Source organism: Streptomyces sp. NRRL S-244 (genome assembly GCF_000717915.1).
In the GTDB taxonomy this organism is placed as follows: Bacteria; Actinomycetota; Actinomycetes; order Streptomycetales; family Streptomycetaceae; genus Streptomyces.
Genome location: NZ_JOCX01000011.1, coordinates 145,417 through 158,092, shown reverse-complemented (window position 1 = coordinate 158,092; position 12,676 = coordinate 145,417). Strand labels below are relative to the sequence as shown.

13 protein-coding genes and 1 pseudogene are annotated in these 12,676 nt (G+C 71.4%); all 14 read right to left on the bottom strand.

Annotated elements, in window-relative coordinates; translation table 11 throughout:
• Positions 1-192 precede the first annotated feature (192 nt).
• Positions 193-735 carry an adenine phosphoribosyltransferase gene (locus IF02_RS0115970; protein ID WP_420708161.1) on the bottom strand — a complete coding sequence of 181 codons (543 nt, stop codon included), beginning with the start codon at positions 733-735 and terminating at the stop codon, positions 193-195.
• A 5-nt stretch (positions 736-740) separates the two neighbouring features.
• Positions 741-1,799 carry a protein translocase subunit SecF gene (gene secF / locus IF02_RS0115965; protein WP_030157392.1) on the bottom strand — a complete coding sequence of 353 codons (1,059 nt, stop codon included), beginning with the start codon at positions 1,797-1,799 and terminating at the stop codon, positions 741-743.
• A 3-nt stretch (positions 1,800-1,802) separates the two neighbouring features.
• On the bottom strand, positions 1,803-3,596 hold the full coding sequence (secD, locus tag IF02_RS0115960; protein WP_078622113.1) for a protein translocase subunit SecD: 1,794 nt from the start codon (positions 3,594-3,596) through the stop codon (positions 1,803-1,805).
• A 153-nt stretch (positions 3,597-3,749) separates the two neighbouring features.
• Complete coding sequence (gene yajC / locus IF02_RS0115955; RefSeq protein WP_030157388.1) at positions 3,750-4,268, bottom strand: preprotein translocase subunit YajC; 519 nt, start codon at positions 4,266-4,268, stop codon at positions 3,750-3,752.
• Between the two features lie 164 nt (positions 4,269-4,432).
• Positions 4,433-5,494: a Holliday junction branch migration DNA helicase RuvB gene (gene ruvB / locus IF02_RS0115950; RefSeq protein ID WP_030157386.1), complete on the bottom strand. Its 1,062-nt coding sequence runs from the start codon at positions 5,492-5,494 to the stop codon at positions 4,433-4,435.
• A gap of 66 nt (positions 5,495-5,560) precedes the next feature.
• Complete coding sequence (gene ruvA, locus IF02_RS0115945; RefSeq protein WP_030157384.1) at positions 5,561-6,181, bottom strand: Holliday junction branch migration protein RuvA; 621 nt, start codon at positions 6,179-6,181, stop codon at positions 5,561-5,563.
• A pseudogene (locus IF02_RS0115940) lies at positions 6,178-6,546 on the bottom strand (crossover junction endodeoxyribonuclease RuvC); the annotation flags it as partial. The gene ruvA and the pseudogene IF02_RS0115940, both read right to left, overlap by 4 nt.
• A gap of 157 nt (positions 6,547-6,703) precedes the next feature.
• Positions 6,704-7,456: a YebC/PmpR family DNA-binding transcriptional regulator gene (locus tag IF02_RS0115935; protein ID WP_030157380.1), complete on the bottom strand. Its 753-nt coding sequence runs from the start codon at positions 7,454-7,456 to the stop codon at positions 6,704-6,706.
• Between the two features lie 57 nt (positions 7,457-7,513).
• On the bottom strand, positions 7,514-8,104 hold the full coding sequence (pdxT, locus tag IF02_RS0115930; RefSeq protein ID WP_030157379.1) for a pyridoxal 5'-phosphate synthase glutaminase subunit PdxT: 591 nt from the start codon (positions 8,102-8,104) through the stop codon (positions 7,514-7,516).
• Positions 8,105-8,112: 8 nt separating this feature from the next.
• On the bottom strand, positions 8,113-9,030 hold the full coding sequence (pdxS, locus tag IF02_RS0115925; protein WP_030157377.1) for a pyridoxal 5'-phosphate synthase lyase subunit PdxS: 918 nt from the start codon (positions 9,028-9,030) through the stop codon (positions 8,113-8,115).
• A gap of 183 nt (positions 9,031-9,213) precedes the next feature.
• On the bottom strand, positions 9,214-9,753 hold the full coding sequence (locus IF02_RS0115920; RefSeq protein ID WP_030157376.1) for a membrane protein: 540 nt from the start codon (positions 9,751-9,753) through the stop codon (positions 9,214-9,216).
• A 43-nt stretch (positions 9,754-9,796) separates the two neighbouring features.
• Positions 9,797-10,960, bottom strand: a complete 1,164-nt coding sequence (locus tag IF02_RS0115915; protein WP_030157374.1) for a glycosyltransferase family 4 protein — start codon at positions 10,958-10,960, stop codon at positions 9,797-9,799.
• Positions 10,960-11,865, bottom strand: a complete 906-nt coding sequence (locus IF02_RS0115910) for a phosphatidylinositol mannoside acyltransferase (RefSeq protein ID WP_030157372.1) — start codon at positions 11,863-11,865, stop codon at positions 10,960-10,962. Before IF02_RS0115910 ends, IF02_RS0115915 begins: the two co-directional genes overlap by 1 nt.
• The gene (pgsA, locus tag IF02_RS0115905; protein ID WP_030157370.1) at positions 11,865-12,530 is read right to left on the bottom strand and encodes a phosphatidylinositol phosphate synthase; all 666 of its coding nucleotides are present in this window, start codon (positions 12,528-12,530) and stop codon (positions 11,865-11,867) included. Before pgsA ends, IF02_RS0115910 begins: the two co-directional genes overlap by 1 nt.
• Between the last annotated feature and the right edge of the window lie 146 nt (positions 12,531-12,676).

Below are 12,676 nucleotides of genomic sequence, written 5' to 3'. Positions count from 1 at the left end.
CTCCTCAAGAGGATCCGGTGCCCCGGTCAGGTCCGGACAACCAATGGTAGCGATGGATCCCCCACCCCGTTCCCCGAGCCCCGGCTCCTTCGGGCCCGGCCGGCCCGTCGCAGGCCGGAGCATCGGCCGCCCACGCGGAAGCGGGCGGGCACCGGGATGTCCCGGTGCCCGCCCGCTTCGCGTTCGGCTTCGTCAGACGACGATCAGGGCGTCCAGCGGGGCCCCCGCAAGGGCGCCGGCCAGCCGATCGCGGCCCGGCAGGAACGACAGCTCCATCAGGACCGCCACCCCGGCGACCTCGGCCCCGGCCCGCCGGATCAGCGAGAGCGAGGCCTCGGCGGTGCCGCCCGTGGCCAGGACGTCGTCGATGACCATGACCCGGTCACCGGCCGACAGGTCCTCGGCGTGGACCTCGATCTCCGCCGTGCCGTACTCCAGCTCGTACGACTGCGCGAGCGTCGCACCCGGCAGCTTCCCGGCCTTGCGCACCGGCACGAAGCCGATGCCCGCCTGGACCGCCACCGGCGCCGCGAGGATGAACCCGCGCGCCTCCAGCCCGACGATCTTCGTCGCGCCGTACTGCCCGGCCAGCTCCACCAGCGCGTCCGTCAGGGCCGCGAAGGCCTTCGGGTCGGCCAGCAGCGGGGTGATGTCCTTGAACATCACGCCCGGCTTCGGGTAGTCCGCCACGTCCTTGATCCGGCTGAGCAGCAGCTCGCGCACCTCGGGGGACAGCGTGCTCACCGGCGCCGCCCGGCGCGGCCCTGGGCCACGACCTGCGGGGTGTCGGTGGCCTCGTAGCCCTCGTCCTCCGGGGACTCGCCCTTGGCCGCCGCGGCCGCCCGCTTCGCGAGCACCCGCTTCTTCAGCGCCTTCATCGCCGGCTCGCGCTCCTTGAGGTCCACGACCAGCGGGGTCGCGATGAAGATCGAGGAGTACGCACCGGCCGCGAGGCCGACGAACAGCGACAGCGAGATGTCGTTCAGCATGCCGGCGCCCAGGAAGCCGCCGCCGATGAAGAGCAGCGCCCCGACCGGGAGCAGCGCCACGACGGTGGTGTTGATCGAGCGGACCAGGGTGCCGTTGATGCTGCGGTTGGCGATCTCGCTGAACGTGTAGCGGGTCTGCTTGGTGATGTCCTTCGAGCCCTCCTTGAGACCGTCGAAGACGACGACGGTGTCGTAGAGGGAGTAACCGAGGATCGTCAGCAGACCGATCACGGTGCCCGGCGTGACCTCGAATCCGACCAGCGCGTACACGCCGACGGTGATGGTGAGGTCGTGGATCAGGGCGATCAGCGCGGCGACCGCCATCCGCCACTCGAAGGCGATGGCGAGGTAGATCACCACGAGGACCATGAAGATGCCGAGGCCGGTCCAGGCCTTGTTCGCGATCTGGTCACCCCAGCTGGGGCCGACCAGGTCCGCGTTGATGTCGGCCTCGGAGACCTTGAGGTCGGTGGCGAGCTGCTTCTTGACGCCCGCCGCGTCGTTCGTGTCCAGACCCGAGATCTGGATGCGCAGGCCGCCGGTCCCGAGCTCCTGGACGATCGCGTCGTGGCCCGAGGCCTTCTCCGACACCTCGGTCGCCTTGGCGACCGAGACGGCCGTCTTCGGGGTGGTGAAGACGGCACCGCCCTTGAACTCGATGCCCATGTTGAGGCCCTGAACGGCCAGGGCCACGATCGCCGTGATGGTGATCAGGATGGAAACGCCGTACCAGATGAAGCGCTTGCCGACGAAGTCGTAGCCGACCTCACCGCGGTACAGCTTGGCGCCGAGATCTCCCAGCTTCGACATCTCTCACGCCTCCTTTACGTCGACGGGAGCGGTGACGGAACCGGAACCGGTACCGGAGCCGGTGCGGCGGGACCGGCGCAGCGGCGGCTTGGCGCCGAGCCGCTTCGGGTCCAGTCCGGACCAGGGGTGGCCGCTGGAGAAGAACTTCGTACGGGCCATCAGCGTCATGATCGGCTTGGTGAAGAGGAACACCACGACCACGTCGAGCACGGTCGTCAGACCCAGGGTGAAGGCGAAGCCCTGCACCTTGCCGACGGTGACGATGAACAGCACCGCCGCGGCCAGGAACGACACGAAGTCGGAGACCAGGATGGTGCGCCGGGCGCGCGGCCAGGCCCGCTCCACGGCGGGACGCAGGGTGCGGCCCTCGCGGATCTCGTCGCGGATGCGCTCGAAGTACACGATGAACGAGTCCGCCGTGATGCCGATCGCGACGATCGCACCGCAGACGGCGGGCAGGTTCAGCGCGAAGCCGATGCCCTTTCCGAGCAGCGCCATGATCGTGTACGTGAGGATCGCGGACACCAGGAGGCTGACGATGGCGATGAAGGCCAGGCCCCGGTAGTACACGAGCAGGTAGATCACCACGAGGATGAGGCCGATGGCGCCGGCGATGAGGCCGGCCTTCAGCTGCTCGCCGCCGAGCGCGGCGGTGACGGTGGTGACGCTGTCCTCGCTGAAGGACAGCGGCAGGGCGCCGTACGAGAGCATGTTGCCCAGGTCCTGCGCGGTCTGCTGGGTGAAGCCGCCGGAGATCTCGGCGTTGCCGCCGGTCAGCGCCTGGCTGACGGACGGGTCGGAGACGACCTCGCCGTCGAGCACGATCGCGAACTGGTTCTGCGGCATCTGCTTGGTGGCGAGCTCACCGGTGATCTTGGCGAACTTGTCGGCGCCCTTGTCGGTGAACTGCATGGTGACGATCCACTGGCCGCGCTGCGGGTCGATGACACCCTTGGCGTCCTTGACGTCCGTACCGGCGACGCCGGCCGGGCCGAGGATCCACTTGCCCCAGGCGTCGCCGCGCTTGCCACAGGCGAGCGTCGCGTCCTCGGGCTTGGCGCCCTTGCCGGCCGCGGCGCGCTGCGCCTCGTTGGTGCAGTCCAGCGCCGCGAACTTCGCCTGGAGGTCGGCGGCGGCCGCCTCGACGCCCGTCGGGGCCGGGGTGGGGGCCGGAGCCTTGTCGTCTGCCTTCTTCGACTCGCTCGCCGAGGGCGAGGGAGAGGCGGTGGCGGCCGGGGCCTTGAGGGCCTCGCTGAGCACACGGCCCTGGGAAGTGGCGCTGGACGACGGGGTGGCCGGGGTGCCGGGCTTGCCGCTGCCCTCGGCCTTCGGGGCGCCGGAGCTGCTCGCGGACGGGCTCGGCGTGGCCTCGGGGGCCGCCGGGGCACCGTCGGCGAAGGCCAGGACCGGGCGGAAGTACAGCTGGGCGGTGGTACCGACCTGCTCGCGGGCCTGCTTCTCGTTCGTCCCCTTGGGGATGTTCACGATGATGTGGTCGCGGCCCTGCGTCTGGACCTCGGCCTCCGACACGCCGAGACCGTTGACGCGGCGCTCGATGATGCCGACCGCCGTGTTCATGTTGGTCTCGTTGATCGCGTCCGGCTTGCCGGGCTCGCTCTTGGCCTTGAGCGTGATGCTCGTACCGCCCGCGAGGTCGATGCCGAGCCGGGGAGTCGTCTGCTTCGTGAGGAACATCCCCGCGGTGAGCGCCACCATCGCGATCAGGATGATCGCCAGGGCGCGCCCCGGCCTCCCCTGAGCCCCCGTGGGCCGCCGGCCCTTCTTCGGTGCTGCCACCTTGTCGTATCTCCCTGTCCAACCGCCCCGCGCCGGGTCAGCGCGCGGACGGCCACGAAATGTGTGGTGGGGACCCCTGCCCCCCGCAGAAGTGTCACTGACGGGGACCGCGGCGGCCGCCGGTCAGGCGCCTGCCCGGTCCCCGGCCGCGCGCTACTTCGCGCCGGCCTCGCCGTCGGCCTTGCCGTCCTCGGGCTTGTCGCCCTTGGGCTCGTCGCCCTTGGCCTGCGCGTCCTTGGGCTCGTCGGCCTCGGGCTCGTCCTTCTTGCCCAGGTCGAGCTTCGGGGCGTCGGTCCCGGCCTCGTCCGCGTCCTTGTCCGCGTCCTTGTCCAGGGTCAGCGAGGAGGCGTCGTCCGGGACGGCCGGCGTGTCGATCGTCAGATCATCACTGATGCCGTGGACGATGCGGTTGTACTCCGCGTCGTCGAGGACGGCGCCGATGGAGTTCTTCGCGTAGATCGCGTGGACACCGGGGGCCACCTCGAGGGTGACGGTGTCCTCGCCGATCTCCTTCACCGTGGCGTACATGCCGCCGATGGTGCGGACACCGGTGCCGGGCGTCATGTGGTCACGCATCTGCGCGGCCGCCTGCTGCTTCTTCTTCGCGGAGCGGGTCATCAGGAACATCGCCCCGATGAGCACGATGAACGGGAGGAGTGTCACGAGATTCACGGGACGGAGATCCTTCGCACGACCGCACGGGAGACGGTCAATTTCTACGGGGGTGGGCATGCCGACCTGAAGGGTCGGCATCGGCGGAGTCTAGGCGAGTCCGCACCGATGGAACAACGCCCAGCATGGCACCGCAGTTCCTGACCCGGCGAACCTCCGCGCCGTCAGGCCCCGAACAAGCCCTGTTGTCCGCTTGATCCACTCCCCTGCTGCGGGGGCGGGACAAGCCCCAGGTGAGCCCATGCGGCGGGGGTCGCGACCCGGCCGCGCGGGGTACGGGCCAGCAGGCCTTCCCGTACCAGGAACGGCTCGGCGACCTCCTCGACGGTCTCCCGCTCCTCGCCGACGGCGACGGCGAGGGTGGACAGGCCCACGGGGCCGCCGCCGAACAGCTTGAGCAGGGCTTCGAGCACGGCGCGGTCGAGGCGGTCGAGGCCGCGGGCGTCCACCTCGTACACCTGGAGGGCGGTGCCGGCCACCTCGCGGGTGATCACCCCGTCGGCCCTGACCTGCGCGTAGTCGCGGACACGGCGCAGCAGGCGGTTGGCGATGCGCGGGGTGCCGCGGGAGCGGCCGGCGATCTCGGCGGCGCCGGCCGTGTCGATCTCCACGTCGAGGAGGCGGGCGGAGCGGTGGATGACGCGTTCCAGCTCCTCGGGGGCGTAGAACTCCATGTGCCCGGTGAAGCCGAAGCGGTCGCGCAGCGGGGGCGGGAGCAGGCCGGCCCGGGTCGTCGCCCCGACCAGGGTGAAGGGCGGCAGCTCCAGCGGGATGGCGGTGGCCCCGGGCCCCTTGCCGACGATCACGTCGACGCGGAAGTCCTCCATGGCCATGTAGAGCATCTCCTCGGCGGGCCGGGACATGCGGTGGATCTCGTCGAGGAAGAGGACCTCGCCCTCCTGGAGGGAGGAGAGGATGGCGGCGAGGTCGCCCGCGTGCTGGATGGCGGGGCCGGAGGTGATCCGGATGGGCGCGCCCATCTCGGCGGCGATGATCATGGAGAGGGTGGTCTTGCCGAGCCCGGGCGCACCGGAGAGCAGCACGTGATCGGCGGTGGCGCCGCGCTGGCGGGCCGCCTTCAGCACCAGGTCGAGCTGCTGGCGGACCTTCTCCTGGCCGACGAACTCGCCGAGGTCCTTGGGGCGCAGGGCCGCCTCGACGGCGGTGTCCTCGCCGTCCGCCGCAGCCGCCACGATCCGGTCGTCGCTCTCGTCTTCCCAGTTCACGCTGTCAGTCTGCCTTGTCGTTCGTACGGTGGTTTCCGGAGCGGGCCGGGCGCGGCGCCGCGCCCGTCAGCGGGCGCGGTTCAGGGATTGCAGGGCTGCTCGCAGGAGCTGGGGGACGGGGGCGGAGCCGCCGGCGGCGATGGCCGCCTCCGCCTGCGGGGTGACCGCCGAGACGGCCTCCTCCGCCTCCCGGGAGGCATAGCCCAGGCCGATCAGGGCCGCCGCCAGCTGCTCCGTCCACGGCGCCGGACCGGCCGCCGCGGGGGCGCGCTGGGCGCCCACCAGCGGTGCGCCCAGCTTGTCCTTGAGCTCCAGCAGCAGCTTCTGGGCACCCTTCTTGCCGATGCCCGGCACCGCCGTCAGGGCCTTCTCGTCACCCGTGGAGACGGCCACCCGCAGCGCGTCCGGGCTGTGCACCCCGAGCATCGCCTGCGCCAGGCGCGGGCCGACCCCGCTCGCCGTCTGCAGCAGCTCGAAGACCTGCCGCTCGTCGTCGTCCGCGAAGCCGTACAGCGTCAGCGAGTCCTCCCGTACGACCAGCGAGGTCGCCAGCCGCGCCGGCTCGCCCGTCCGCAGGCCGGCGATGGTGTTCGGCGTGCAGTGCACGGCCATGCCCACTCCCCCGACCTCGATCACGGCCAGGGTGGGGGCGAGCGCGGCGACGGGGCCGCTGACGAAGGCGATCATGAGGGGCGGCCTTTCGAGGCGTGCAGGGCGACCGCCTGCTGGAGGCGGTTCTGGGCGGGGGCCCGCCAGATGTGGCAGATGGCGAGGGCGAGGGCGTCCGCGGCGTCGGCCGGCTTGGGCGGGGCGGACAGCCGCAGCAGCCGGGTCACCATGGCCCCGACCTGCGCCTTGTCGGCCCGGCCGGAGCCGGTGACGGCGGCCTTGACCTCGCTGGGGGTGTGCAGGGCGACCGGTATCCCGCGGCGCGCCGCGCACAGCATGGCGACGGCGCTCGCCTGGGCGGTGCCCATCACCGTACTGACGTTGTGCTGGCTGAACACCCGCTCCACGGCGACGACTTCGGGCCGGTGGCGGTCCAGCCACTCCCACCCCGCCGGCCCGCCGCTTTGTCAGTGTCACCGGTTAGTCTGTACGCACAAGCAATCGACGCAGGGTGGGGGGGGGGGACAGGCGGCGGTGGGGGCACGGAGGGGGGGGGGGGGGGGGGGGGGGCCCCCCCCCCGCCCCGCCGCTGATGCCCGATCAGGCGTCGACCTTCTCCATGACCTCGTCGGAGACGTCGAAGTTGGCGAAGACGTTCTGCACGTCGTCGCTGTCCTCCAGCGCGTCGATCAGCTTGAAGATCTTGCGCGCGCCCTCTTCGTCCAGCTCGACCTGCATGGTCGGGACGAAGCTGGAGTCGGCCGAGTCGTAGTCGATGCCCGCCTCCTGGAGCGCGGTGCGGACCGCGACCATGTCGGTGGGCTCGCTGATGATCTCGAAGGTGTCACCGTTGTCGTTGACCTCTTCGGCACCGGCCTCGAGCACCGTCTCCAGGACGTCGTCCTCGGAGAGCTCGCCCTTGGGCAGCAGGACGACGCCCTTGCGGTTGAACAGGTACGAGACCGAGCCCGGGTCGGCCATCGAGCCGCCGTTGCGGGTCATGGCGACGCGGACGTCGGACGCGGCACGGTTGCGGTTGTCGGTGAGGCACTCGATGAGCACCGCGACACCGTTCGGGCCGTAGCCTTCGTACATGATCGTCTCGTAGTCGGCGCCGCCGGCCTCGAGGCCGCCGCCGCGCTTGACCGCGGAGTCGATGTTCTTGTTCGGGACCGAGCTCTTCTTGGCCTTCTGGATGGCGTCGAAGAGGGTCGGGTTGCCGTCGATGTCGGCGCCGCCCATACGGGCCGCGACCTCGATGTTCTTGATCAGCTTCGCGAAGAGCTTGCCGCGCTTGGCATCGATCACGGCCTTCTTGTGCTTCGTCGTAGCCCATTTAGAGTGGCCGGACATCCGCCTGTCTCCTTCGCGTAACCAACAGTGTGCACCTGAGATCCTACCGGGACCTGTTTACAGCCCCGCGCGCACCATGTCGACGAAGTACGCGTGGACTCGGTCGTCTCCGGTCAGCTCGGGGTGGAACGAGGTGGCGAGGACGTTGCCCTGGCGCACGGCGACCGTGTGGCCGTCGTACGTGGCGAGCACCTCGGCGGCGGCGCCGACCGACTCCACCCACGGGGCGCGGATGAAGACGCCCTCGACGGGGCCGCCCTCTATGCCCGCGAAGTCGATCTTCGCTTCGAAGGACTCGTTCTGCCGGCCGAAGGCATTGCGGCGCACGATCATGTCGATGCCGCCCAGGGTCTCCTGGTCGTCACGGCCGTCGAGCAGCTTGTCGGCGAGCATGATCATGCCGGCGCAGGTGCCGTAGACCGGCATGCCGGCCCGCACGCGCTCGCGCAGCGGCTCCAGCATGCCGAACAGGACGGCGAGCTTCGACATCGTCGTGGACTCGCCGCCGGGGATCACCAGGGCGTCGACCTCGGCGAGCTCCTCGGGACGCCGGACCGGCCTGGCCACGGCGTCCGCCGCGGCCAGGGCGATCAGGTGCTCCCGTACGTCGCCCTGGAGTGCCAGGACACCAATCACGGGGGTGGTCATGGTGATGACTACCAGCCGCGGTTGGCGTAGCGCTCGGCCTCGGGGAGGGTGTCGCAGTTGATGCCGACCATGGCCTCGCCCAGGTTGCGGGAGGCGTCCGCGATGATCTTCGGGTCGTCGTAGAAGGTGGTGGCCTTCACGATGGCGGCGGCGCGCTTGGCCGGGTCGCCCGACTTGAAGATGCCGGAGCCGACGAAGACGCCCTCGGCACCGAGCTGGCGCATGAGCGCGGCGTCGGCCGGGGTGGCGACGCCACCGGCGGAGAACAGCACGACCGGGAGCTTGCCGAGCTCGGCGACTTCCTTGACCAGCTCGTACGGGGCGCGCAGCTCCTTGGCGGCGGCGTACAGCTCGTTGTTGTCGAAGCCGCGCAGCTTGGCGATCTCGTTCTTGATCTGGCGCAGGTGGCGGACGGCCTCGACGACGTTGCCCGTGCCGGCCTCGCCCTTCGAGCGGATCATGGCCGCGCCCTCGGCGATGCGGCGCAGGGCCTCGCCGAGGTTGGTGGCACCGCAGACGAAGGGGGTGGTGAACGCCCACTTGTCGGAGTGGTTGACCTCGTCGGCCGGGGTCAGGACCTCGGACTCGTCGATGTAGTCGACGCCGAGGGACTGCAGGACCTGGGCCTCGACGAAGTGGCCGATGCGGGACTTGGCCATGACCGGGATGGAGACGGCCTCGATGATCTCTTCGATCATGTTCGGGTCCGACATGCGCGCGACGCCGCCGTCCTTGCGGATGTCGGCGGGGACCCGCTCCAGGGCCATGACGGCCACGGCGCCGGCGTCCTCGGCGATCTTCGCCTGCTCGGCGTTGACCACGTCCATGATCACGCCGCCCTTGAGCTGCTCGGCCATGCCGCGCTTGACGCGGGAGGTGCCGATCGCGGACTCAGCGGACTGCGGGGTGGAGGGAAGCGTGCTCACGGATTGACCTCACTCGAAGGGAAGACGGGTGCTGCGGCGGTACCGCGCCCAGGGGTGACCCAGGGGCCGCGGTGCTACAGCGCCGAGCAAACCGCCCCCGAGCAGTCCACCGCAAGGGCCAATGAGGAGCCGGTGGCCCCTTTCAACTTGGCCTTTGGGTACAAGTGGGACCGCCGGGCCCCGCTACGGGCGGTCGGCAAGATCCACCGGAGGCTCATCGTCCATTTCGAAGGCGAGCGGGAACGGGGCGTGGCCCGCCAGCCGGAACCAGCGGACCTTGCGGTGCCGGCGCAGCGCGCGGGCGGCCCGTACGGCGTCGTTGTGGAACCGCCGCGCCATGGGCACCCGGCGGACCGCCGCGGCCAGCTCCTCGGCGGCCGCCTCGCCACCGGGGGCCGCCTTGAGCAGATCCACCTGGGCGGCGTCGGCGAACACGGCGCGCAGCGCCTGGCTGAGCTCGCTCTCGGCGACCTCGCGCTGCTCCTCCTCGGCCTGTCGGGCGGCGTGGGCGGCCTCGTACAGGACGATCGACGAGGCGGGGTCGAGCACTCCGGAAGCCGCCACTTCGATCACCACCGAGGCGCGCCGTACGAGCTGCGCGTCGAGGGCGGCGCGGGCGGCGTCCATCCGCGAGTGCAGCCGGTCCAGCCGTCCGGCGGTCCAGCTGAGGTAGACCCCGATGACGCCGAGCGCCAGGGCGGTCCAGACAAGGGTTTCGATCACGCCGCGCGACAATACCCTCCTTCCGGAGGCGCCTCGGGCGCGGCTAGGCGTCCCGGGTCAGCCCCAGGCGGGTGCGCAGGCGGACGCGCTCGTCCGTGGCCACCGCCGCCGCGCCGTCCGTCACCGTCTCGTAGACCGCCAGGATGTCCGCCCCGACCGTCGACCAGTCGAAGCGGCGCACGTGCGCGGAGCCGTGGGCGCTCAGCTCCGCGCGCCGCTGCGGATCGCGGAGCAGGGCCACCGCGCCGGCGGCCAGCGCGTCCGCGTCCTCGTTCGCGAACAGCTCCCCCGCCGCCCCCTGGTCCAGGACCTGCGCGAACGCGTCGAGGTCGGAGGCCAGCACCGCGGCCCCCGCCGACAGGGCCTCGACCAGGATGATGCCGAAGCTCTCGCCGCCCGTGTTCGGGGCCACGTACACGTCGACGCTGCGCAGCAGCCGCGCCTTGTCCTCGTCCGAGACCATGCCGAGGAACTCCACCCGCGCGCGCAGCCCGGCGGGCAGGGAGGCCACGGCCTCCTCCTCGTCGCCGCGGCCCGCCACGAGGAGCCGTACGTCCGGGCAGGCCTCCACGATCTTGGGGAAGGCCGCCATCAGGACGGGCAGCCCCTTGCGCGGCTCGTCGATCCGGCCGATGAAGCCGAGGGTCTGCCCGCCCCACTCCGGCTTCGGCTCGGCCGAGGCGAAGAAGTCCACGTCGACCCCGTTGGGGATCACGACCGCGTCCCCGCCCAGGTGCTCCACGAGCGTGCGGCGCGCGTACTCGCTCACCGCGATCCGGGCGCTGATCTTCTCCAGCGCCGGCTGGAGGATCGGGTACGCCGCGATCATGGCCCGCGAGCGCGGGTTCGAGGTGTGGAAGGTGGCCACGATCGGCCCCTGCGCCGCCCAGCAGGACAGCAGTCCCAGCGAGGGCGAGGCCGGCTCGTGGATGTGGATCACGTCGAAGACGCCGTCGTGCAGCCAGCGCCGCACCCGCGCCGCCGACAGGAAGCCGAAGTTCAGCCGGGCCACGGACCCGTTGTACGGCACCGGCACCGCCCGCCCCGCCGAGACCACGTACGGCGGCAGCGGCGTCTCGTCGTCCGCCGGGGCCAGCACCGACACCTCGTGGCCGAGCCGGATCAGGTGCTCGGCGAGGTCGCGGATGTGGAACTGGACGCCGCCCGGTACGTCCCAGGAGTAGGGGCACACGATGCCGATCTTCACTACGCGCGCTCCTCCAGGTCGTCCAGCCACAGCCGCTGCAGCATGTGCCAGTCCTCCGGGTGCTCGGCGATCCCCTGCGCGAAGGCGTCGGCCACCGCCTGGGTCATGACGGCCGTCTTCTCGGTCCGGCTCCCGGTCTTCGGCACCGCCACCTCGGGGTGGATCCGGCCGTACATCTTCGGCGAGTCCCCGTAGTGCAGGGTCGCCGGGAGCAGCACCGCCCCCGTCTGCTGCGCCAGCAGCGCCGGCCCGGCCGGCATGCGCGCCGCCGAGCCGAAGAAGTCCACCTCGACCCCGGTGGCCGACAGGTCGCGATCCGCGACCAGGCACACCAGGCCTCCGGAGCGCAGCCGCCGGGCCAGGGTCCCGAAGGCCGCGCCGCCACTGTGGGGCAGCACCTCCATGCCCAGGCTCTCCCGGTAGGCCACGAAGCGGTCGTACAGGCTCTCCGGCTTGAGCCGCTCCGCCACCGTGGTGAACGGGACGCCGATGTGGCCGATGGCCCATGCGCCGGCGAGATCCCAGTTGGCCAGGTGGGGCAGGGCGACGACGACCCCGCGCCCGGAGGCGAGCGCCTCGCGCAGGAGGTGCTCGTCCTTGAACTCGACGTCCGTGCCGAAGCGCTCCGGGTCCATGGTCGGCAGCCGGAAGGATTCCATCCAGTAGCGCATGTACGAGCGCATGCCGGCCTTCGAGAGCTCGCGCAGCCGCTCCGGTCCGGCGTCCGGTACGACGCGGGCCAGGTTGGATTCCAGCCGGAGCACGCTCTTGCCGCGCTTCTTCCACGCATAGTCCGCGATCCGGCGCCCGAGGGCCACCGCGGTGGGTTCCGGCAGCTTCTTCACCCCGGCCCAGCCGAGCCCGTACAGCCCGTCGACCAGCCTGTCCTGCACCCGGCCGGCCATCAGGCGGCGCCTCCCTCGGCCACGGCGGCCGCGGCGTCGGCCTCCGCCGCCTCACGGCGTACGGTGACCACCCGCTGGATCAGCGTGACCAGCGAGCCCACCGCGACGACCCACAGGGCGATCGGCAGCAGCACCCCGATCCACGAGGGCGCGCCGAAGGTCTGCAGCCCGGCCAGACCGGCCGCGACCAGCGAGATCACCAGCCGCTCGGCGCGCTCGATGAGCCCGTTGACGGCCACCGGCAGGCCGATCGACTCGCCGCGGGCCTTCGTGTACGAGACCACCTGGCCGCTGGCCAGGCAGAAGATCGCCACCGCGCACAGCACGTTGTCGTTCCCGGAGCCCGCGTACCAGAGCGCGAGGCCGCCGAAGATCGCCGCGTCGGCCACCCGGTCGAGTGTGGAGTCGAGGAAGGCGCCCCAGCGGCTGGAGACGCCCGCCTGGCGGGCCATGTTCCCGTCCACCAGGTCGGAGAACACGAACAGGGTGATGGTGATGGTGCCCCAGAAGAACTCCCCCCGGGGGAAGAAGACCAGCGCTCCCGCCACCACTCCGGCCGTGCCGATCAGGGTGACCGCGTCCGGGCTCACCCCCCGCCGGAGGAGGAATGCGGCGAATGGCGTGAGAACACGCGTGAAGAAAGCACGCGCGTACTTGTTCAGCATGGCCTTCCCGGAGGGTCGCTGGGCCGCACGGCCACATCGGCCACCGGCTGGCCCATCGTAGCCAGCGCCCCGGGCCCCCGGCGCCGCGCACCCACCGGTTCGGGCCGGGCAATCGCCGGTCCATGCCCGCGTCACGCTCCGGACAG

Excerpts from the sequence above, each read along its gene's own strand:
- IF02_RS0115910 (WP_030157372.1), bottom strand. The coding sequence starts at position 11,865 with ATGGCCGGCCGGGTGCAGGACAGGCTGGTCGACGGGCTGTACGGGCTC.
- pdxT (WP_030157379.1), bottom strand. The coding sequence starts at position 8,104 with ATGACCACCCCCGTGATTGGTGTCCTGGCACTCCAGGGCGACGTACGG.
- IF02_RS0115935 (WP_030157380.1), bottom strand. The coding sequence starts at position 7,456 with ATGTCCGGCCACTCTAAATGGGCTACGACGAAGCACAAGAAGGCCGTG.
- secF (WP_030157392.1), bottom strand. The coding sequence starts at position 1,799 with ATGTCGAAGCTGGGAGATCTCGGCGCCAAGCTGTACCGCGGTGAGGTC.
- ruvA (WP_030157384.1), bottom strand. The coding sequence starts at position 6,181 with ATGATCGCCTTCGTCAGCGGCCCCGTCGCCGCGCTCGCCCCCACCCTG.
- pgsA (WP_030157370.1), bottom strand. The coding sequence starts at position 12,530 with ATGCTGAACAAGTACGCGCGTGCTTTCTTCACGCGTGTTCTCACGCCA.